Here is a 20745-nt window from a genome sequence, read left to right as displayed (position 1 = left end):
TTTATCTAATGTAAAAGAAATCGAATGAGATTTGACTCGATCGGTGAACGCTTTTAATATAGGGACGGATATTGATAAAACGCTTTATCTCTGTCTTGTTTTACCAGCAATGCCGCAATCCGCCACGGCCATGGAAGACGATGACCGCAGGCGAAGGAGGAAACATGAAAAAGATTATTCTCGACTCCGACCCGGGCCATGACGACGCGATGGCGATTCTCCTGGCGCTCGGCAACCCCACGATCGACCTGCTCGGCGTGACCACCGTCGGCGGCAACCAGAGCCTCGACAAGGTGACCTACAACGCGCGTTCCGTGCTGCAGATGGCGCACGCCACCGACGTCCCCGTGCACGCCGGCTGCGACCGCCCGCTGCTGCGCCCGCTCGAGGTGGCCGCCTCGATCCACGGCGACACCGGCCTCGACGGCGTCGACCTGCCCGAGCCCACGCGTCCGCTCGACGAGGGCCATGCCGTCAACTGGATCATCGACACCGTGATGAGCAACGAGCCCGGCACCGTCACGCTGGTGCCCACCGGCCCGCTGACCAACATCGCCATGGCCGCCCGCCTCGAGCCGCGCATCGTCGAGCGCGTCAAGGAAGTGGTGCTCATGGGCGGCGGCTACCACGTCGGCAACTGGAGCGCCGTGGCCGAGTTCAACATCAAGGTGGACCCCGAGGCCGCGAAGATCGTCTTCAACGAGGCATGGCCGGTGACGATGGTGGGCCTCGACCTCACCCACCAGGCGCTGTGCACCCCGGAGGTGCAGAAGCGCATCGACGGCATCGGCACACCGCTCGCCCACTTCGCCAGCCAGCTGATGGACTTCTTCCGCAAGTCCTACCAGAACAACCAGGACTTCATCGATCCGCCGGTGCACGATCCCTGCACCGTCGCCTACCTGATCGACCCGAGCGTGGTGGCCACCCGCCGCTGCCCGGTGGACATCGAGACCGCCGACGGCCCCGCCCTGGGCATGACCGTCGCCGACCTGCGCGGCCCGGAGCCGAGCGCCGAGGAGTGCCACACCCAGGTGGCCACCAAGCTCGACTTCGAGAAGTTCTGGGGCCTGATCATCGACGCCATCAAGCGCATCGGCTGAGCGGCTGCCCCGGACAGGCAATTCCAACCTAGACAGATTCACGAAATCCAGATAGACAGAAGAAACGAACGACAATGACTGACAACAAACAAGTATCGCATTCCGGCGATCCCGTCGACGCCAAGATGCTCGACAAGGGCGGCGGCTCGATCGTCTCGCTGATGGTCGCGCTGCTGGTGGCGATCTTCGCCTTCCAGCTCAACGCCTCCATGCTCTCGCCGGCCCTGGCGACCATGCAGCGCGAGCTGAACACGACCGCCGACCAGGTGGGCCTCATCCAGACGGTGTTCTACACCGCCGCCGCGCTCTTCGCGCTCTTCCTGCCGCGCCTGGCCGACCTGGCCGGCCGCAAGAAGGTGCTGCTGGGCATGCTCATCGCCACGACCGTCGGCTGCGCGATCTCGGCGCTGGCCCCGAACGTGCCGATCCTGATGTTCGGCCGCATCCTGCAGGGCACCGCCGGCCCGCTGCTGCCGCTGTGCCTGATCATGCTGCACGACCGCATCCATGAGGAGCAGCGCTATGCCCGACTGATGGCCATCCTGAGCAGCGTCAATGGCGGCATCGCCGGCGTCGACGCCATCCTCGGCGGCTGGCTGGCCGGCACCTTCGGCTTCCGCTCGGTCTTCTGGGCCATGGCCGTCGTCGCCGTCGCCGCCATCGTGCTGGTGATGCTCTTCACCGACGAGTCCACCGCCTCCGACACCCCCAAGATGGACTGGCTCGGCGTCGCCGCCCTGGTCATCGCGTTCCTCGCCACCTACCTGGCCATCAACGAGATCCAGAAGCTCGCCAAGGCCAACTGGATCCTGGTCGCCGTGCTCATCGTGGTCGCGGCCGTCTTCTTCGTCGCCTTCTGGCAGATCGAGAAGCACAAGAAGGACCCGATGGTCTCCACCCATTACCTCAAGCAGCGCCGCACCTGGGGCCTGCTCTCCACGACCCTGCTGACCATGACCGGCGTCTTCGCCATCATGAACGGCGTGGTCCCCGCCATCGCGCAGGACACCCAGTTCGGCGCCGGCATGAGCGCAAGCGTGGTCTCCTTCGCCACCCTGACCCCCTACGCCCTGGTCGGCCTCGTCTTCGGCCCCATCGCCGGTCAGCTGGCCGGTCGCTTCGGCTACAAGCGCGTGCTGCGCGTGGGCATGGTCGTCACGATCCTCGGCGCCATCTTCGGCATCTACGTGGCGCACGCGCCCTCGATCTGGGCCCTGGTGCTCATCTCCGTGGTGCTCGGCGTCAGCTACGCCGGCACGGGCAACATCATGCTCAACGGCCTGGGCATCGTGCTCTCCCCGAAGGACAACACCGGCTACCTGCCCGGCATGAACGCCGGCGCCTTCAACCTGGGCTCCGGCCTGAGCTTCGCGGTGCTCTACGCGTTCATGAACGCCTTCACCCAGTCCAGCGGCGCGGTCGCGGGCTACTCCGCGGCGATGGTGGCGGGCCTGGTCCTGCTGGTCCTCGCCTTCGCCTGCTCCTTCCTCATCCCTGACCCCGACAGCGTCGACTGAGACGGAGCCTGCCGGCCAACCGATACATTGATCGGTTAGCTGGTTGAGTATTTGATCCGGGAACGGCGGAACGTCATTGCGTACGTTTCCGCCGGTCCCGGATTTTTTATTATTTCATTGACCCAATAGACCGCTGGCGATAGTGTTGGCCTCATGAGCGAGACAATTCATGCTGATTCTGTCGCAAAAAATACGACGACGAAAGAACGCGGACGGCCCCATCGCCACCGCGCCAAGCTGTGGCTGCCGGACCAGCCGGGCGCCTGGGCGATGGCGCTCTATCCGGCGCTGGGCGGCATCATTGTCGGCGGAGTCTCGTGGCGCAACGTCTGGCTGTTCGTGGCCTGGACGCTCTGCTATTGCTTCCAGTTCACCGCCTCGCGCTGGCTCGCGGCCCGCGCCCACGAAGTTCGCGGCCGCACTCGAAACTGCGATCACGAAGCCTCTGGCATCCAGAATGGCAAGGTCTATCGCACGACCGGGCATACCTCCAACCGCTCCGCCACCTATCTGCTCCCGGCGGCGGCCTACGCCATCGTCACGGCCGTCGTCGGCCTGCCGCTGCTGGTCGCCGCTCCCCTGCTGCTGTGGTGGATCCCCGCGTATGCCGCGCTGGCCGCGCTCTCGCTCGGCGCGGCGTGGCTGAGGCGCGAGCGCAGCCTGTGGGGCAACGCGGTCGCCGTCATCGCGGCCGGCGGCATGGCACTCGTCGCGGTCTCGCTCGGCTCGAGATATTACGAAAGCGGCATGCCCTCGCGCATCCCGCTGCCCGGTGTCGGCGTCATCACGGCGGCCGCGTTCATCGCCACCGAATACGCCTCGGCGCTTTTCGTCAAGACGATGATCCGCGAGCACGGCCACCGCGGCTACTACGCGCTTTCGGTGGTCTACCACCTCGCGCTCACTGCCGCCGGATTCGCCATGAACGCCGTCTGGGGCGTCGCCGCGTGCGTGCTCCTGCTGCGCGCGGCCGCCCTACCGCTCACCCACCGGCGGCTCAAGCCGATCTTCACCGGCATGGTCGAGGTTGCCACGAGCCTGATGAACCTCGTCGTCATCGTCGTGGTGCTGCTCTGAGACAAAACGACGCCACCTTGTTCCGGCCTCCGACCGTTTCGGTCTCCCGGTTGCCTAGCGCGAAAGGTAGGGGTTGCCGGCGATCACGAAACGGCGCTTGCTCTCCTTGGCCTTGGTGATGCCGACGCGCTCGGTCGCCTCCACCTTCTCGCCGGCGCCCAGCTTGCCCATTTCCAAGCTCAGCGGCGGCTTGCGCAGGTCGTGGCCGTAGAGGTCCATGGTGATGCCGAGCGACTTGCAGATCTTGCCGGGCCCGTTGAGGCAGTCGCGGATGCGCTTGCCGCCGCGGCGTGCCTCGATGCTCTCCGCGGTCTCGCTGTTCTCCGGCTCGGCGGCGCGGATGAGGGCGCCGGCGCCGAAGCCCTCCTCGAACGCGGTGACGTTCATGCACAGGTTCGTGCCGTAGACCAGGTAGATGTAGGCGTGGCCTGCGGGGCCGAACATCGCGCGGTTGCGTTCGCTTTTGCCACGGAAGGTGTGGCTGGCGGGGTCGAGCTGGTCGTAGGCCTCGGTCTCCACGATGCGCACGACGAGGCGCTGGCCGTCGACGATCCTGACCAGCCGGCAGCCCAGCAGCTTGCGCGCCACTTCTTCGGCGGTCTCATCCAGAAATGTTGGGAACATGGCTCTCATTGAAGTCGTCGCCCCGGATATCGCACCGTCGGAATATGCATATGCTGCATATTATGCAAAGACTGCATATTCAGGACACATTATGCAGTCCGTATATTTCATTGGATGCGAGAAACGTCGGCGAACGGCGAATTACCGCACCTGCGAGCAGTAGGCACCACGTTCAAACGGCAACCGGACTACGGTGACCTGCGAACTACCGAGCCTGCGAACGGCGGGCCAAGGCCTGAAGGTCGACGCCCAGCAGGCGGGCCTCCTCGGCGCTTTTGCCGGTCACCAGCAGGTCGGTCGCGCCCAAGTCGGCCACGGTCTTCGCGCCGAGCAGCGCCATCAGCGAGCGGACCTGGTCCTTCCAGGCCTCGATCTCGGCGGCCAGGCCGTCCTCGCCATGGGACGACAGCACCTGCAGGAAGTGTCCGGAGACGCCCACGGCCCGCGCGCCCAAGGCGAGCGCCTTGACCACGTCGAGCGGATTGCGCACGCCGCCGGAAGCCATCACGGCGATATTTCCGTTGGAACCGTCGGAACCGTCGGAGCCCTTGCCCGAATCGGCAGCACTGGCCGAGCCGGCGAACCCGGCCGACCGCGTCGACGAATCAGACGCATCGGCGACCTGCTGCCAGGCGAGCAGGCACAGGGTCGTGGACTGGCCCCAGCCGTCGAGGTAGGCGTAGTCGCCCCGCTGGCGCCGCGCGTTCTCGATATGCGCGAAATCAGTGCCGCCGCGGCCGCTGACGTCCACGGTGCGCACCCCGAGCCCGGCCAGCTGGCGGATGGTGCGCGCGCTCATGCCGAACCCGACCTCCTTGACCACCACAGGCACCGGCGAGGCCTTCACGATAGCGGCGATGCGCTCCGGCCAGCCGTCAAAGTCGCGGTTGCCCTCCGGCATCACCAGTTCCTGCGCGGCGTTGACGTGGACCTGCAGCGCGTCGGCGCGCACCATCCCGACGGCGCGCACGGCCTGCTCCGGGGTGACCGTGGGCCCGACGTTGGCGAAGACGAAGCCCTCGGCGTCGTGCTCGCGGATGGCGGTGAACGTGGGTTCGAGCGCCGGCTCGCGGATGGCGGCGTGCTGCGAGCCCGAGGCGATGGCGAGCCCGGTCCTGCCGGCCACGCGCGCCAGGGAAGCGTTGATCTCGCCAGTGCGGCTCGACCCGCCGGTCATCGCGTTGATGAAGAACGGCGCGGCCCACGCCTTGCCGCACACCTCGGTGGACATGTCGACGTCGTTGACGGCGACGCTGGCGAGGCTGTGGTGCATGAACGCGAGGTCGTCGAAGGCGTTGCGCCGCTCGTCGGCGTGCTCGTCCAGGGCGAGGCGGACGTGGTCGTCCTTGCGCTCGGAGACCGACCCATCGGAAGCGTGGCGGCCGCCGGCGCGCCATTCTGGGATGCTGACCTGCGGGGCGCAGACGTCCAAGTGCAGCGGCACGATGCCCCGCTCGGTCCAACCGTCCTCGATGGCCTTGGCGTCGGCGTCCGGACCCGCGATGGCGATGCCGCAGTCGCCGCCGCCCGCGCCGGAGCTCTTCGCGGCCGCGCCGTGCGACTCGGCCACCTTCGTCAGCTCGCGCAGCTCCGGGGTCTCGATCGTCACGCCTGTGAACGAGGAAAGCCCCTGCAGCAGCTTGCGCGCCTGGCGGATCTGGGCGGCGGCCTCCTGCTCGTCGTCCTCGCCAAGCGCACGGGCCAGCATGTCGACGCACACGTCGCTCTGGCCCAGGAAGTCCTGGTACATCCGCTCGTGCTCGGCCGCGCTCTGGCTCTGCACGTGGCCCACCAGGGTGGGCGTGGAGGCCGGATCGCCGGTCCAGCCGACCATCAGGCGCAGGGTGCTGGACGCCCCGAAGGCGCGGATGCGCGAGACGCTCAGGCCGGGCCAGGGCATGTCGATCAGCTCCACGAGCGGCCTATCCTGCAGGCGGTTGGTGACCCAGCGCCGGTCGACGGCCGTGAAGCGAATGCAGCCGCCGAAGAGGCTCGCCGCGATGTCGCCGCCGGAGCCGACCTTCTGCGCCCTGCTAGCCGCCACGAACGCGAGCTTGTACTGCTGCATCGGAGTGAGCTTGAGGCCGTAGAACTTGGTGAGCGCCTTCATGGTGGCCACCGTCACCGCGGCCGAGGAGCCGAGCCCGTATTTGCGGCCGGACTTGTCGTCGAGCTGGCTGTCGATGTTGACGTCGTAGGTGACCAGCCGTTTGCCGGCCTCCTGCGCGAGCTCCTCGACGGCGTGGATGACCGCGAGGATGAAGGCGGCGCCGGGCTGTTCCAGATCGGGCACCACGCGGCCGGCGCGGCGACGCCAGGTCACCGAGGCCTCGGGATGGCCGGCGGAATGGATGCGGCCCACGGCCTCGACGCCATGGGCGCGGCGGCTCTCGTCGCAGGCGGTGATGCGGGTGGTGAGCAGGCGATTGACGGCGACCAGGATCGCGGGATGGCCGTGCTCCACCACCGCGTACTCCCCCGCGACGTAGAGTTTGCCGGATGCGCTCGCCTCACTGCCACGAGGCTGCTCGCCCTGCTTACCGCCCATCTGAACGCTGTCCCTTCGACGCACCGCTGAAAAGTACCTAACCAATCAATCTAAGCACGCGCGGCAACGCTATGGGATTATTTGGCATTCTCTGCACCAAATACCCGAAATCGCGCGCCGCCGGGCGATTGGGCGCTCCGTGTCAGCGCTCGAAGCGGACGCCGCTGCCGGGGCGATGGACCTCCACGCCACAGCCGGGCAGCCGCGAGCGCAATTCGTCGGCGACTTTGGTCGCGTCTCGCCCGTCAGCCAGCACCTTGACGTTCGGGCCGGCGTCCATCGTCGCCCACGCGCCCAGCCCGGATTCGCGGATGGAGGCCACGGCCCGCAGCGCCTCCACCGTCTCGGGCAGCCAATACATCACGGCCGGACGCGAGGCCATCATCGCCGCGTGCATGCCGAACGAATTCGCCTCGGTCACCTCGCCCAGCCGGCGCACGTCGCCGCCGGCCACCGCGCGCAACGCCTCGCTGAGGTCGCTGGCGCACGAGTCGATCCACGCGTCGTAGAGCGGCGAGGTGGCGATGGTCCGGCGCATGGCCTCGCGGCTGGAGATCGGCTTCTTCTCGCCGGAGATCAGGACCACGACGATGGCGAGGTCGAGCTTGGAGTCGTCCACCGGCTCGGCGTACGAGGTCGCGTCGTCGTGGCCGGCGTTCCATTTCACCAGTCCGCCGAACACCGAGCGGCAGGCCGAGCCGGAGCCGCGGCGGGCCAGGCGCGACAGGTCGCGGGGCTGGAGGTCGAGGCCGACGGCCCTGCTGGCGGCGGCCGCGAGCGCGGCGAACGCCGAGGCGGAACTCGCCAGCCCGGCGCCGAAGGGAACGGTGTTGGAGGAGACCACGCGGGCGGGGGCGTCGATGCCGGAGCGCTCGCGCACGATGTCGAGGAAACGGGAGACCCTGGCGAGGGATTTGCCGGCTTGCGGCTTGCCGTCGATGGTCAGGCTGTCGGCGATGGCGCTGGTATCGGTGGCGTTGTTGGAAGCGCTTACGTCGGAGTCGCCGGTATCGCCGGGACCGCCATCGGCCAGGAACTCGACGCTGGTGCGCGTGGTGAGGCCGTCCAAGGTGAGCGAAAGGCTCGAGGCGCGTGGGATGATGAGCCGTTCGTCGGCCTTGCCCCAGTATTTGATGAGGGCAATGTTCGCGTTCGCACTGGCCGTGGCCGAGCCGAGTGCGGAAGTAGCGGAAGTGCGGGAAACGACGGCGGAATCAGTATCAATATCGATATCAGCATCGGTGCCGTAGGAACGTGCGCCGAGCTGCGCGGCCTGGCCCAAATCGCCCGTCGCCTCACCCACTGACGTCACGTTCATATCCGATACTCCGATTTTCACAACTGAAAGCCTACCCCGTGCATCACGTCCGCGAGACGGGATGGCGATATCATCCACCGAATCCGCCCGATTGGCAAGGCTGATGGACAAAGCTGACTGGCAAGAACGCTTGTGGACACCGCGGCACAAACCACAGCACGACCGCGGCAGCTCGCCGAAATCTCAGGCGGCCACGACGGCGTCGGCCATCGGATGGACCCACGCCTCGCGGGCGCCGCCGTGGAGCAACGCCGCGCGCACCCGGTCCGCGGTCTCGGCGGTGGGCGCCAGGGCGATGAGGCAGCCGCCCAGGCCGCCACCGGTCATCTTGGCGCCGACGGCCCCGGCCTTGCGCGCCGCGTTGACCAGCCGGTCGACCAGCGGATGGCTCACCTTGAGGTTATGCAGCAGGCGGTGGGCCTCGTTCATGCGCTCGCCCAGCAGCCGCACCGTGCCACGCTCCAGGTCGGTCTCCGAATCCCGGGCCAGCTCGCCCAGCTCGTCCATGATGCCCTTGACGCGCATGTGGTCGCGCTCGTCCTGCTGGCGCACGCCACCCACGGCCTCGCGTGTGCTGCCGGCGATGCCGGAGTCGGCGATGACCAGATAGGCGGGCATGTTGACCGGCATCGTGCTCATCTCGCCGGACTCGAAGACCACGGCCTCGTCGGAGCAGGTCGTCGCCGCGTCCAGGCCGGAGGGGTTGCCGTGCGTGACGATCTCGGCCTCGTTGGTCAACCGTAGGATCTCACGCTCGCCGGGATGGGCGTCGTAGGCGTCGAGGATCGCGCGGATCACGGCCCCGGACGACGCCGCCGAGGAGCCCATGCCACGGCCCGCGGGGAACGACCCGTCGGTGACCACATCGAAGGCCTGGTCCGGATGGCCCACGAATTCGGTGGCGACCTTGACCGCGCGTTCCAGTCCGCCGAAGCGGGTGCCCGCGTCGGCCATGGAGCCGTCGTAGTTGAGGGCCTTCAGCGTGCCGATATGGCACAGGTCGGTAGGGTCGGAAGAGACGTTACTGGGCACGGAGGCATCGTGAGAAGTCTTGTTAACGATGCGGGAAGAAGTCTCGGAAACGGTGCTGCCCGAAGCGTTGCTGGCGGTGTCTGAAGCGGCATCGGCCTGCATGGGCGTGACCCAGGCCCGCATCTTCAGCGCTTGGATCGGCACCGCGACCGCCGGATACCCGTAGACCACGGAGTGCTCGCCCATGAGGATGATCTTCGCCCAGGTTTCCCCGTAGCCAGCATGAACCCGCACCATGATCAGCCCTCCGTTTTCACAAATGCTTGTGTTCGTCCGTTCGCCATCGGCAATCGCGGCAACGATAAGACGATAATGGCATCGCCGCCGTCTGCCGTTCAGTTCCCGAGTCTAGAAATGGATTTGTGAATCAGGTGCGAACGAACGTGAAGATAACGAAAAAGGCCGTCCCGCAATTGTGAACGCCGTCACCAGCCAGAGCAGGCCCCGCTCCGCGGCTGCCCCAGCCACCATCTACACTTGTGGATATGACCAAGACCTCCGACGCGGCCGAACCGCTCGTTTCCATCATCGTGCCCGTCTACAACGCGGCGGACTACCTGCGCCGTTGCGTCGACTCGATCCTGGCGCAGAGCCACACGAACCTCGAGGTGATCCTCGTCGACGACGGCTCGAGCGACGGCTCGGCGCAGGTGTGCGACGAATACGCCGCGGCCGACCAGCGCGTCACCGTCATCCACCAGGCCAACGGCGGCATCGGCCGCGCGCAGAACGCCGGCCTCGACGCCGCGCACGGCAGCTACATCGCGTTCTCCGACAACGACGACATCCTCGACCGGCGCAACATCGAGCTGCTGCTGCACGCGCTCACCTCGACCGGCGCCGACATGAGCAAGGCACGCTGGCGCCAGTTCGGCGTCTCGCAGATCGACCAGGTCGCCGACGAGGCACGGCATGGCGCCACGGAGCCCAGCAAGATCACGGTGTTCTCGCACCCGCTGCACGCCTACCAGACGGTGTTCTGCAAGTCGCTGCGCGTCCTCGGCGGCGCGCTCGGCCGCAACACCGAGGCGAAGTACTTCAACGAGGCCAACTGGTGCCGCCTCTACCGCCGAGAGCTGTGGGACGGCATCCGCTTCCCCGAGGGCGTCTACGCGCAGGACACCGCCGTGGCGTGCCGGCTCTACGCGCGCATGGGCAGGGTGGCCGACATCGACGTGAACCTCTACAACTGGCTGCAGCGCGCGGATTCCGTGACGCACCGAATGCGCAGCGCGTCGTTCTACCATGACCACGTCGCCGCGTCGCTGCGCAACATGCGCCTGTGCCAGGCCGAGCACGTCCTGCCCGCGCGCAGCTACTACACCCTCGTCAGCAACAACCGCTACGAGCAGAAGGCCGCACGGATCGAGGCGGGCGGCCAGTCCGCGAGCGCCATGGGCGCCACGAACCCGGCAGGCACTTCGGCCACCACATCAGACGCCACGAACTCGCCAAGCGCATCCGCCGTCGCCGAAAGCGACAACAGCCGGACCGCTCAGGCGCTCACGTCACTGAGCCTGGCCCAGCGCCTCACCTGCATGGCCCTGCGCGCCATCCGCCTCTTCGAAAAGTTCGTCTACGACCACAAGATCAAGAACATGAAGTGAGGCGCCGCCGCAGCATCTCCCATGCGTCAACCACGTGTTGCCCTACCGGAAAAGGGGCAGATCAGGCGTTGGCACCGGGATATACCGCGTCTGTTCATCAAAATAGTCTTTGCAATATGGCCATACCAAAGACCTGACTTCGTCTTTTTCGGCATCGGTTTCGACGCTGTTGTCATCGAGCGTAACCCCGTATTCGACGCGCATCAGCATAAAAGGCTCGCGCTTCGAGGAGGCACCGCCTGATTTCTTCGAAAAAGTCGCAGTCATCTCAGCCGTCACCACTACCGGCCAGAATCCATTCTCCTTGGCGGAAACCGCCACATTCATATCGTACGAAATCGGCACCTGGGTTTGCGTCGCACCGGCATCCTTCGCGACGGCCTCATTTATGATTCCCTGAAATTGATCGTAGGCAAACCTGCTTTGCGAAGACAGGCGGCTAAATCCCTTGACTCGTTTCATACAAGCGCACTTCCTGCCGACGGTACGGACATGGTCGAATCAAAGTGTATTTTGCCACCGCTCTTCGTGAAGGCCTCCATCGAGGCGATGGGGCCAGACGAGGCTTGGACACTGGCAAGCTCAGGCACATTGTCGCTTTGCTGAATCAACAGATAGATGGTCTGCTCATTCAAGGGATTGCCCTTTGCTTGGCCGCCAACAAAATCCTCGTAAGGACGAACGTCATGCGAGACGACCAATCCCAACGCATGGGCGAAGCGCCTTACGACCGACATCGCCGGATCACCGACGCCGCCTTCGATGTCCCGCAGTTCGTCAGCCGGAATTCCCATCTTGTCGGCGACGGTCTCGACACTCATTCCTGATTTTTTCCTGTACTCAGCAAGCTCGTCGATGAGCTTCTCGTCATTGCGGACCAGCAAACTGGCCTGCTTCACCAATCGGGCGTAATTTTTACTATGTTCTCGCATACGCATCCTCCTTCCTTTTCACATTGTCATCCCATTAAACATCATAAAGCACCCGTCCGTCCATTATTCATCGCTGGGCATCTCAAGGTCGGAACGCAAAACCTCATTCCACTGAGTCTCATCGGAATGCCGAATGGCCCAATCCGCGTCCTTGGCAAAACCGGTCTGCTTGTAATGCGTCGCGAGCTGGTCAATATCACCTTTCTTGCACATCAGACGCGCCGCGACGAGTTTACGGCCTTCGCTGATTTCCCTATGGAACAGCCGAGCTCCTATGAATTTCCGAAGCCCATGCTCCATGACGTTCCAATGCCAACGAATCTCGAAAATACCCGGAGCCTCGAGCATCCGCTTGACTTCGGCATCGCTTCCTCTCGACTGGCGCAGCTTCCCATGCATCGCGCGTAAGAGACGGCTCACGTATTCCCCGAACGCCATACTCTCCTGTTCCTCATTGGGGAACCGATCGGCCAAGTAAGCGTCAAATGCTTCCACAATCGTCCGGACTTTGTCTCCGGGCACCCAGAAGAGGCGATTGTTGCCCGAATCCGCGCATAACGACTTCTTGGGGCCAATCAGCACCTTTGAGGGAAGCGGCGTTTCATTCATACTTTTCCAGTGTATCGGTATCGTTACCTAAAAATATAATATGCCTTCGATGGCACCGCTCGCGGGCAGCCAACGACACCTGTTTTGCTACGAAATAAGGCAGATTACCGTACACAAGAATTCCGGACGGCTTCCAGCACAGTATCCGTTTCTGGCTAACCCCGCCCAGCCCGCATCGCACGAATCTTGCGCTTGCCGGCGCGCCAGCCACGCAGCATGGCGCCGACCTTCGCGGCCTTGTTTCGCTCGAAGAGCAGCACGATGAGCATGTCCTGAGCGAGGCGCGCCAGGGAGCGCGGCCACGAATACGTGCCGAGTTTCGCGTCGATGTAGAGGGCGTTGCGCTCGATGTAGAACCACCTGAACGGCGCGTGGTTCCAGGCGATCGGATGCTTGAAGCCGAGGTTGACCGTGCGGCTTTCGCCAATCTGGTGCGGCATGATGACGTCCGCGCATTCGACGATCGGATGGCCGGCGGCGACCAGTCGGCGCGAGAAGTCGAAATCCACGCCGTCGATGAACAACCAGTCGTCGAACCCGCCGATCGCGCGCCATGCGGCCACGTTGGTCAGGCTGCCGGAGGTGATGCACTCGCCTTCGTTGCGCTTGCTGTGGAAGACGGTGCCGTCCCTGCGGTTGCGCAGCAGCGGGCAGACGATGCCGACGCCCGTCCCGCCGTCCGGCTGGGACTGAAGGCAGCGCACGTAACCGCTGACCATGCCCTCGGGGATCTCGGAATCGTCGTCGAGCGTGAGCACCCAGTCAAAGCCGGCCTTCCGCGCCCACTCGAACGCGCGGTTGAGGGCGGTGGCGACCCCCAGGTTCTTGCCGTTGCGCAGCAGCGTCACCTTGTCGAATCCGCCGACGAGCCGCGCGACGTCGTCCACGTTGCCGGAGCCGTTGTCGACCACGACGAGCGCGTCCACCTGCCCCAGCAGCGCGGGCACGCTGGCCCGCAGGTCGTCCAGCGACGGGTTGAACGTCACCATCGATGCCGCAATACGCATATGCCTCCCAGATTTCCAATACCTGTCACCCTACTGTAGAACATGGAGCATAGGCAGATGTCCACCCACTTTATCTGCCAATTATCCGTAAGCTGCCGCTCCATCGCGTCGAGTACGCCCCTTGCGGCATCGCATCCCACTTCAGAAAGATGGTCTTCATCAACACAAACAAATTACTTTATTGCCGTCATACCAATATTTAGACACAGAAAATTGGCATGTCCAACGCATAGTAGCATAGAGAGGACCGTTTTCATCGTGGGAACAGAAAGAGAGAAATCGTTATGAGGCAACACAGCTTCGTGCGGCGAATCGCATACACAGCTGCCAGCACCATTGCAGTCTGTATGCTGGTTTCCGGCAATATCGTGGCGAACGCAGCCGATATTCCGGAAACGCAAACAACGAATGCCCAGACTCCCCAGCCCTCAAGCCAGACCCCTGATTCGAGCGCGCAAAAACAGGAGACCGGCATAACGCCGAATCCGCAGGCTCCGATAACCGCCAAAGCACCGGAAACCCAAAATCCTGCCCAGCAATCAGGTCAAACCTCCAGCCCTTCCGATCCAAGCGCGCCTCAGGCAAACCCCGGCGCACAAACGACGTTCTTCCGCGACTTGATTGACAAAGCCTACGATTTCGTTGAAGAGCACAAAAACGACAATCCGAATATGTATCGCGCTGAGATGTGGGCCGCGTTCCAGCAAAGTGTGGCGACAGTTGAGACACTGCATGACATGGACGACGCCACAGCCACTGCGAACGGATACGACCAAAGTACGTTCAATGCACCTTATTACGTCACGGTAAATGGAAATTTCTATCACATGGAAGATGGTGACAACACGCTTTTGCGTCCGATTCCCGGCTGGTCGTCCGGAGAAAAATCGAAAACGGATGTAATGGCCTTGGTCGCACAATATTCGCAGCTGAAGTCTTCTCAAACACCAGGGTGCTATGGCACCGTCCAGGCTTGGAATGCGCTGAAAAACGAAATCGACAGCGCAAAACAGATGGATGCGACAGGCACCACGCCCTCAACCGGTTGGACCGGAGAGTACAAGCAGCTTCTGATCTATCGAGATGATCTCACTCTTGCAATCTCTCTGTATGCTGATTTCTGCGGACAATACCAGTGCACGACCATTGATGACTGGGAAAAGATGAATGCGTTATATTCCGAGCAGAGCAGACATCTGAGCGATAACCCGGCAGACTATACGCAATTATCTTGGCTGCTTTTCAAAATGGACATGAATCAGCTTTATGGAAGTATTGAGCCGGATGCGGGCCCAACCGGTTGGACCGACTGGTTCAATGATCATTTGAACCGCATCCCCACAGAGCTCAAGCACGCCAAGGCCGGAGAGCCCAATGGCGCGTCTCCTGGAAAGACCCGTGAGGAGCTGCAACAGCTTATCGATTCTTGCAGCACATTGAAGGAAAGCGACTATAGCGACGGATGGCAGGACTTCGCCGACGCCCTGAACATGGCAAAATCGCGAGTCGCGCCCCTGCCACCTGACACGACCCTGGATCCGGCATACTTCACCATAAGCTACTGGCAACTGACACAGGCACGCGATGCCCTGACCCTGGCCGCAGATCCCGCTTCCGTCAGCACAATCGACCTGACCTGGATCGTCCGCAGCGAAGACATCGCCGTGGGCGCTGCGGTCAACTCACCCGTACACAACCTCGAGTACAAGTGGCAATCCTATAATCTCTCCACCCACGTCTGGCATAACATCACGAACTGGTATGCGGGGAACTGGGCAGGATGGTCAGCGGAAACCGGCGACTACTGGCTGCATCTGGAGGTCAGGGAAGCCGGCAGCCATCGTTCCCTGGGCAGCAAGACAATCGCTTTCCACTACACACCGGGTTATGCAGCGATTACCGGAACCTACTCCGGCTATCGCAGCGACGGCATTCTGCTCGGCATGAGTTCCAACGACCCCCAAGGAAAGTACGTGGAGAAAATCTACGACTACAACGCCAAGCGCTGGGTGGCCCAGTTCAATGGCCAATGGTCCGTGTGGCATCCGACTCCCGGCGTCTATTGGACACATTATGAGCTGTATACCTCCGACGGCCGCCTCGCGGACACAAGAACCTATGCGTTCGGCGTCTGAGGGAACGGAACGTCAATAGCGCAGGAATCATACAAAGAACCCGTTGAGGCTGCTCGCATAGGCAGCCTCAACGGGTTCTTTGTTTCTACTTCGTATGCTGACCAAATGCCGCAGAATAAACTATGCCACTCGGCTCTATTGAGCAGGCCAGCCTAAACCCACCCCGGTATAAGAACGTGTCTTAGAAAATCGTCATGCTGTACCCAAAACGCATAATCCTATAAACGAATACCAACATCATCGCGATTGCCGGAACATAAATCGCGGCATACGCTATTCTGTTCCTGGATTGCCGTTGAATCATGCACAGCACAACCACCATCATGATGGAGGACAAGTACAGCGGCCGCGCCCCTGACGCATAGATGGTCGGAGAGAAGTACATGATCATTTCCGCGCATACCGATGCCAGCACGATAAACAACACCGTGTATTTCTGATCGACGAAGCGCAGAAGCAGCACTATCAGGCAGACAAACAGAACCGTCCAGAAAAGATAGGGAACGATTTTGGCAAGTGCCGAACCGGCGCTGCCGAAGCCTATGAAATTAAAGAGCACAGACCCCAGTCGCATTTTCGGTTCTGCGGCAACGACCAGCAGTTGGCCAATCAGAATCGCCATCAACGCATAATCCAGCGAAGTGGTCTTCGCCGCCTCTTTCACCAATTGACCATCCTGATGGCCGGCCTTCTGCCGCATGACGACAGCAAGCACCAGCGCCACGATGATGCAAGTCAGAAGAAGGAACATATCATTGGCAACCGAGCTAAACTGCCATGTCATTCCCCTAGTTATCTTCTCCCACAACGGCAACGTCTTGTATTCCGGATACCAATGCTTCGTTTCCAGACCAGACCGTGCCTGCTCGCCCGGACTCGTCAACTCGAATAGCACGCCTATCACCGAGACGATAAGCACCGCAAAAGGCTCTTTGCGCAATTTGTGTGTGGTCGCCAAAAGATAGATCACGGCCACTGCCGAGAATCCCACGATGCACGGCCCCACCTGCTCGCCACCGGTGGAAGCGAACAGAGCGGCGACGACATACAGGAACCAGTACTTGGTTTTTTCACCACGCACCGCATTGTCGAGTACGATACAGCTGAATACGGCCAGTGCCGCCGGCCAAAGATATACAAAGGACCCCGTCATCCAGAAGGTCGAGTCGAGCAGGATCTTAGGCGCGATGAGCCAGTAGGCAGCACATACAAAAGCGACGTTTGCGATGTTGATTCGCCGGAATGCAATCTTTGTGATCGCATAAACCAGCAGCACGGCAAATGCCGCATTGACAATACGCCAGACCATTTGAGGCGCGGGGAAAAACAGGGCTCCGGCCACTTCCGAGAAGGCTCTGCCCGACCATGTCCTGTACCGTTCTCCGAGCCATTGGATTCCGTTCATATGGAGGAGCTGTTTCGTGTAGACCGCATCGTCATCCTGCGCTCCTGTGCAACGGACTTCCAGCAACGAAAGCAGGAAGAAGAACAGCCAGCACAGGCATAACGCCAATGTAGCTTTGAAACCGTCCCTCTTACTGATTTTCTTGAGGGAACCTACCAGCTCGGATCCTTTCAAAAGCTTTCCTCTCCATGGTACGTACCGCATCGCGGCAAAACGTCATATACTGCACGAAACAAAACGAATCATCCGCAACAGTACACCTACGTAACCTTAATCGCGTATGACCTTTGAAATATTGGCACCGATATCTTACAGATAGAGAAGCGCGAACATGACGACCGCATACAGCACGCAAAGCGCCATCAACACTTTATCGTGTACCAACACTTCCACGGGATCGCCATCGGAATCCCCCTCAATCGTGAGGTTATATTTCATGACGATAAGCAGTACTAGCGGGACAGTGAACACCAGATATTTGCTGCGGGACAGCGGCGGATGACTAGCTTCGATGCTCCACAACGAGTAAAAGGCGATAGCCAACGTCATGCACATGTTCATGCTGCTATCAAGAAAATGCGCGGTATAGTGCTTAAGCACCGCCCGAGTCTCCCCGCGCTTCTTTTGGTCCGAATCCAAGCTACGCTGCAATTCGTTCCTACGCTTGCCGAAGGCAAAATAGAATGCCAACGTGGTAACCGCCAGATACAGCCAATTGGAAACATCGATATCGCTGATGACCGCTCCATAGACGACGCGAATAAGGAACCCCGATACTAGAATCGCGACATCGAGCAAAGGAACGTTCTTCAAACCGAAGCTATAAGCCAGATTCAAGGCCAAATACAATAAAATCACCACGGTGGACACCACGTGGAACACAGCGGCGTTGATGGCCATGGACAGGATGAACAGCACACCGGCGAGCACCCATGCGCTTCGCACGCTCACCGCTCCACTGGCGATGGGCCGATGGCACTTGGTCGGGTGGGCACGGTCCTTATCGCGATCGCGAATGTCGTTGATGATATAGACGACTGAGGAAATCAAGCAGAAGGACACGAAACCGATAAGATCGGCGGTCAGCTCATGGACGTGGAAGAAATTCCCGCTGCATAGCAAGGCAGCGAAAATAAGCACGTTCTTCACGTAATGCCGCACGCGCATCAACTTCAAATATTTCATACCCGAAACCTCAATGACCAGTGGCCAATCATCCCAACAAACCCATATCGAATCACAGCGGAATACCATGAGTCCATAAGTTCTTCACCTTACCACTCTAGCCCATCTCCCGCCCTGATTCCATCAAGGAGAGCGAGACGCACAATCCGTCCTTCCTCACAACGAACATGGTGAGTTCCCTCAACGCTTGAAATCTTAGATTCTACAGAGATACGTGTAACCTTGTAGTCTACCGTATTGTCTGAAATTGTCCGAATGAGGAGAACCGCAAACCCATGGTGCTTTCTGAAACCGATGTGAACCGTCTTGGAATCTTCTTTTTCTATGACGCCCAAGGCATCGTAGATGATTATCTGCTCACCCTTCTCGATGGCCTCACTCCTTTCTTCTCGCAATTCACCATCGTGGTAAACGGCAAGCTCACCGACACCAGCCGCGCAAGACTCCTTAGGTACACGGATGCCGACAAGCTCATCGTCCGTGAGAACAAGGGGTTTGACGCCTGGGCCTACAAAACGGCCCTTGACTCATATGGCTGGCAAAAGCTCGACAAGTTCGATGAGATCATCCTGTTCAACGCCACCATCATGGGGCCGGTCTATCCCTTCTCGGAGATGTTCGAGGCGATGGACCAACGCGACCTGGACTTCTGGGGCATCACCAAGTTCCACAAGACCGAAGGGGATCCATTCGGCCGCAGCCCCTATGGGTACCTGCCCGAACACATCCAATCCCACTTCCACGCCTATCGCCACAGCCTGGTAACCAGCCAGGCATTCCACGACTACTGGGACAACCTGCCAGAGATCAAGAGCTACTACGATTCCGTCGGCCTGCACGAAAGCCTGTTCACGAAACGCTTCGCCGACAAGGGCTTCAAATGGGACGTCTACGTCAACACCGACGACCTCGAAGGATTCACTTACGGCCCCATCACTTTCGCGGTAAAACAGCTCATCGAACAGAAGCGTTGCCCCATCTTCAAGCGCCGTTCGTTCTTCCACCCCTATAGCGATAGCATGGACCAATCCGTGGGCAACAACGCCTTGGACCTCTACGAGTTCCTGCGCGACCACACCGATTACGACACCGACCTCATCTGGCAGAACGCCCTGCGCACCATGAACCTCGCGGACCTCATGAAAAACCTGCACCTCGATTTTGTGCTCCCCTCGAACCACGGCGCGCAACTGTCCAGCGGCAAGAGGATTGCGCTGGTGATGCATTTGTATTATATGGATCTGCTCGATCAGACATTGGCCTACGCAAGATCCATGCCCGCCGGCAGCGACCTCATCCTTACCGTCGTAAGCGAGGAGAACGCCGAGCTGGTGCGCAAGAAGTGCAAGGATCTGCCTTACCACGCCGATGTGCGCGTCATCCAGAACCGCGGACGTGACGTCAGCGCCCTACTCGTCGGCGCTGGCAAGGACCTCTTCGACTATGACTATGTCTGTTTCATGCACGATAAGAAGGTGACTCAGCTGACGCCACAGAGCATCGGTGATGGGTTCCGCTACAAGTGCTTCGAGAACATGCTGCCCACCAAAGCATATGTTGAGAACGTCCTTCAGCTTTTCGAGGACAACCCTCGTTTGGGCATCGCGATGCCTTCGCCACCCAACCATGGCGACTACTTCCCCAATTTCACCTTCACTTGGGGCCCTAATTTCGACGGCACCGAGGAGTTCCTCCACGACACGTTGCATATCGATGTACCGCTGGACGACGAGAAGGAGGCCATCGCCCCTCTAGGCACAATGTTCTGGTTCCGCCCTGAAGCAATGAGAGGGTTGCTCGACCTTGACTGGAAATACACGGATTTTCCCGCGGAACCCAACGACATCGACAACACACCGTTGCACTATATTGAACGCTCATACGCGTATGTCCCCCAGTCCAACGGCTATTTCCCCGCCTATATCTTCTCCGACCGGTTCGCCCGCATCGAATTGACCAACCTAGCATTCGAGGAGCGTGAGATCGTCAGAGCCATCTCCGATCCATGGATCAAGAAGACATTGGAGAAGACCAAGCACAGCGTGATGAAGGGCAAACGGTTCCGGTACACCATACTGCGGTTCATCAAGAACATCGTCAAGCGCATCCCTCTCATCGGTCCGGCTTTGGTCAAGTTAAGAAAACGACAACTCAACAAGTGATAATCGGCCCCGTCACTGCAAATTGTTATCCGAGAATATCGATAATCTAGGCTTGAGAAGAAGCGGCATACGTTGTTGATTACAGAGAAGGCAGCATAATTCATGTTATTGCCAGGCAAGAAGGTAAATCGCTTAGGGATTTTTTTCTTCTATGACGCCGAAGGCGTTGTTGACGATTACGTCACCACTCTCTTGGCTGGCTTCAAGCCCTTCTTCTCCGAACTCACCATCGTGGTCAACGGCAAGCTCACCGACACCAGCCGCGCAAGACTCCTTAGGTACACGGATGCCGACAAGCTCATCGTCCGTGAGAACAAGGGGTTTGACGTCTGGGCCTACAAAACGGGACTGGAGACCTATGGCTGGGAAAAGCTCGCGACCTTTGACGAGGTCTGCCTGTTCAACCACACCATCATGGGGCCGGTCTATCCCTTCTCGGAGATGTTCGAGGCGATGGACCAACGCGACCTGGACTTCTGGGGCA

General features: G+C 61.0%; 17 protein-coding genes. 7 read left to right on the top strand and 10 right to left on the bottom strand.

Annotation, left to right across the window (positions count from 1 at the left end; all coding sequences use genetic code 11):
- Positions 1 to 164 precede the first annotated feature (164 nt).
- The 3 genes from PT282_RS00965 (at position 165) to PT282_RS00955 (ending at position 3697) form a co-directional block, all read left to right on the top strand.
- A complete protein-coding gene (locus PT282_RS00965) occupies positions 165 to 1103 on the top strand; it encodes a nucleoside hydrolase (protein WP_277167738.1) in 939 nt (312 codons plus the stop codon).
- Between the two features lie 125 nt (positions 1104 to 1228).
- Entirely contained in the window at positions 1229 to 2620 is a 1392-nt protein-coding gene (locus tag PT282_RS00960; RefSeq protein WP_277168901.1) for an MFS transporter, read from the top strand.
- 153 nt (positions 2621 to 2773) lie between these two features.
- On the top strand, positions 2774 to 3697 hold the full coding sequence (locus PT282_RS00955) for a YwiC-like family protein (RefSeq protein ID WP_277167737.1): 924 nt from the start codon (positions 2774 to 2776) through the stop codon (positions 3695 to 3697).
- 54 nt (positions 3698 to 3751) lie between these two features.
- On the opposite strand, the gene PT282_RS00950 is transcribed toward PT282_RS00955, so the two are convergent.
- The 4 genes from PT282_RS00950 to mvk all read right to left on the bottom strand — a co-directional run bounded on the left by PT282_RS00950 (position 3752) and on the right by mvk (position 9456).
- Entirely contained in the window at positions 3752 to 4321 is a 570-nt protein-coding gene (locus PT282_RS00950; RefSeq protein ID WP_277167736.1) for a DNA-3-methyladenine glycosylase, read from the bottom strand.
- 205 nt (positions 4322 to 4526) lie between these two features.
- Positions 4527 to 6869: a phosphomevalonate kinase gene (locus tag PT282_RS00945; RefSeq protein WP_277167735.1), complete on the bottom strand. Its 2343-nt coding sequence runs from the start codon at positions 6867 to 6869 to the stop codon at positions 4527 to 4529.
- A 142-nt stretch (positions 6870 to 7011) separates the two neighbouring features.
- Positions 7012 to 8187: a diphosphomevalonate decarboxylase gene (gene mvaD / locus PT282_RS00940; RefSeq protein WP_277167734.1), complete on the bottom strand. Its 1176-nt coding sequence runs from the start codon at positions 8185 to 8187 to the stop codon at positions 7012 to 7014.
- A 183-nt stretch (positions 8188 to 8370) separates the two neighbouring features.
- A complete protein-coding gene (gene mvk / locus PT282_RS00935; RefSeq protein WP_277167733.1) occupies positions 8371 to 9456 on the bottom strand; it encodes a mevalonate kinase in 1086 nt (361 codons plus the stop codon).
- A 248-nt stretch (positions 9457 to 9704) separates the two neighbouring features.
- On the opposite strand from mvk, the gene PT282_RS00930 reads away from it, so the two are divergent.
- On the top strand, positions 9705 to 10826 hold the full coding sequence (locus tag PT282_RS00930) for a glycosyltransferase (RefSeq protein WP_277167732.1): 1122 nt from the start codon (positions 9705 to 9707) through the stop codon (positions 10824 to 10826).
- Positions 10827 to 10868: 42 nt separating this feature from the next.
- Here the strand turns inward: PT282_RS00930 and PT282_RS00925 are convergent, their stop codons facing one another.
- The 4 genes from PT282_RS00925 to PT282_RS00910 all read right to left on the bottom strand — a co-directional run bounded on the left by PT282_RS00925 (position 10869) and on the right by PT282_RS00910 (position 13374).
- Positions 10869 to 11288: a hypothetical protein gene (locus PT282_RS00925; RefSeq protein ID WP_277167731.1), complete on the bottom strand. Its 420-nt coding sequence runs from the start codon at positions 11286 to 11288 to the stop codon at positions 10869 to 10871.
- Positions 11285 to 11758 (bottom strand): helix-turn-helix transcriptional regulator, encoded by a 474-nt coding sequence (locus PT282_RS00920; protein ID WP_277167730.1) that lies wholly within the window; start codon positions 11756 to 11758, stop codon positions 11285 to 11287. The genes PT282_RS00925 and PT282_RS00920 overlap by 4 nt, the downstream gene beginning before the upstream one ends.
- A 63-nt stretch (positions 11759 to 11821) precedes the next feature.
- Complete coding sequence (locus tag PT282_RS00915) at positions 11822 to 12367, bottom strand: hypothetical protein (protein WP_277167729.1); 546 nt, start codon at positions 12365 to 12367, stop codon at positions 11822 to 11824.
- A 155-nt stretch (positions 12368 to 12522) separates the two neighbouring features.
- Positions 12523 to 13374, bottom strand: a complete 852-nt coding sequence (locus PT282_RS00910) for a glycosyltransferase family 2 protein (RefSeq protein ID WP_277167728.1) — start codon at positions 13372 to 13374, stop codon at positions 12523 to 12525.
- A 284-nt stretch (positions 13375 to 13658) separates the two neighbouring features.
- On the opposite strand from PT282_RS00910, the gene PT282_RS00905 reads away from it, so the two are divergent.
- Positions 13659 to 15509 (top strand): hypothetical protein, encoded by a 1851-nt coding sequence (locus PT282_RS00905; protein ID WP_277167727.1) that lies wholly within the window; start codon positions 13659 to 13661, stop codon positions 15507 to 15509.
- Positions 15510 to 15690: 181 nt separating this feature from the next.
- Here the strand turns inward: PT282_RS00905 and PT282_RS00900 are convergent, their stop codons facing one another.
- Positions 15691 to 17088 carry a DUF6056 family protein gene (locus PT282_RS00900; protein WP_277167726.1) on the bottom strand — a complete coding sequence of 466 codons (1398 nt, stop codon included), beginning with the start codon at positions 17086 to 17088 and terminating at the stop codon, positions 15691 to 15693.
- 135 nt (positions 17089 to 17223) lie between these two features.
- Positions 17224 to 18099, bottom strand: coding sequence for a decaprenyl-phosphate phosphoribosyltransferase (locus tag PT282_RS00895; protein ID WP_277167725.1), 876 nt, complete (start codon positions 18097 to 18099; stop codon positions 17224 to 17226).
- A gap of 275 nt (positions 18100 to 18374) precedes the next feature.
- Here PT282_RS00895 and PT282_RS00890 point away from each other — a divergent pair, with 275 nt between their 5' ends.
- Together PT282_RS00890 and PT282_RS00885 are read left to right on the top strand one after the other, a co-directional pair.
- Complete coding sequence (locus PT282_RS00890; RefSeq protein WP_277167724.1) at positions 18375 to 20261, top strand: rhamnan synthesis F family protein; 1887 nt, start codon at positions 18375 to 18377, stop codon at positions 20259 to 20261.
- Between the two features lie 102 nt (positions 20262 to 20363).
- Positions 20364 to 20745: rhamnan synthesis F family protein (locus PT282_RS00885; RefSeq protein WP_277167723.1), on the top strand; the 382-nt coding region annotated here is incomplete at its 3' end.

The organism is Bifidobacterium sp. ESL0763, assembly GCF_029433395.1.
Lineage (GTDB): Bacteria > Actinomycetota > Actinomycetes > Actinomycetales > Bifidobacteriaceae > Bifidobacterium.
This window is presented reverse-complemented; position numbering and strand designations above follow the sequence as displayed.

What these genes read in the sequence shown, in the direction of transcription:
- mvk (WP_277167733.1), bottom strand. Translation starts at nt 9,456, where the DNA reads ATGGTGCGGGTTCATGCTGGCTACGGGGAAACCTGGGCGAAGATCATC.
- PT282_RS00890 (WP_277167724.1), top strand. Translation starts at nt 18,375, where the DNA reads ATGGTGCTTTCTGAAACCGATGTGAACCGTCTTGGAATCTTCTTTTTC.
- PT282_RS00925 (WP_277167731.1), bottom strand. Translation starts at nt 11,288, where the DNA reads ATGAAACGAGTCAAGGGATTTAGCCGCCTGTCTTCGCAAAGCAGGTTT.
- mvaD (WP_277167734.1), bottom strand. Translation starts at nt 8,187, where the DNA reads ATGAACGTGACGTCAGTGGGTGAGGCGACGGGCGATTTGGGCCAGGCC.
- PT282_RS00920 (WP_277167730.1), bottom strand. Translation starts at nt 11,758, where the DNA reads ATGCGAGAACATAGTAAAAATTACGCCCGATTGGTGAAGCAGGCCAGT.
- PT282_RS00910 (WP_277167728.1), bottom strand. Translation starts at nt 13,374, where the DNA reads ATGCGTATTGCGGCATCGATGGTGACGTTCAACCCGTCGCTGGACGAC.
- PT282_RS00930 (WP_277167732.1), top strand. Translation starts at nt 9,705, where the DNA reads ATGACCAAGACCTCCGACGCGGCCGAACCGCTCGTTTCCATCATCGTG.
- PT282_RS00960 (WP_277168901.1), top strand. Translation starts at nt 1,229, where the DNA reads ATGCTCGACAAGGGCGGCGGCTCGATCGTCTCGCTGATGGTCGCGCTG.
- PT282_RS00965 (WP_277167738.1), top strand. Translation starts at nt 165, where the DNA reads ATGAAAAAGATTATTCTCGACTCCGACCCGGGCCATGACGACGCGATG.
- PT282_RS00915 (WP_277167729.1), bottom strand. Translation starts at nt 12,367, where the DNA reads ATGAATGAAACGCCGCTTCCCTCAAAGGTGCTGATTGGCCCCAAGAAG.
- PT282_RS00945 (WP_277167735.1), bottom strand. Translation starts at nt 6,869, where the DNA reads ATGGGCGGTAAGCAGGGCGAGCAGCCTCGTGGCAGTGAGGCGAGCGCA.
- PT282_RS00955 (WP_277167737.1), top strand. Translation starts at nt 2,774, where the DNA reads ATGAGCGAGACAATTCATGCTGATTCTGTCGCAAAAAATACGACGACG.
- PT282_RS00895 (WP_277167725.1), bottom strand. Translation starts at nt 18,099, where the DNA reads ATGAAATATTTGAAGTTGATGCGCGTGCGGCATTACGTGAAGAACGTG.
- PT282_RS00905 (WP_277167727.1), top strand. Translation starts at nt 13,659, where the DNA reads ATGAGGCAACACAGCTTCGTGCGGCGAATCGCATACACAGCTGCCAGC.
- PT282_RS00950 (WP_277167736.1), bottom strand. Translation starts at nt 4,321, where the DNA reads ATGTTCCCAACATTTCTGGATGAGACCGCCGAAGAAGTGGCGCGCAAG.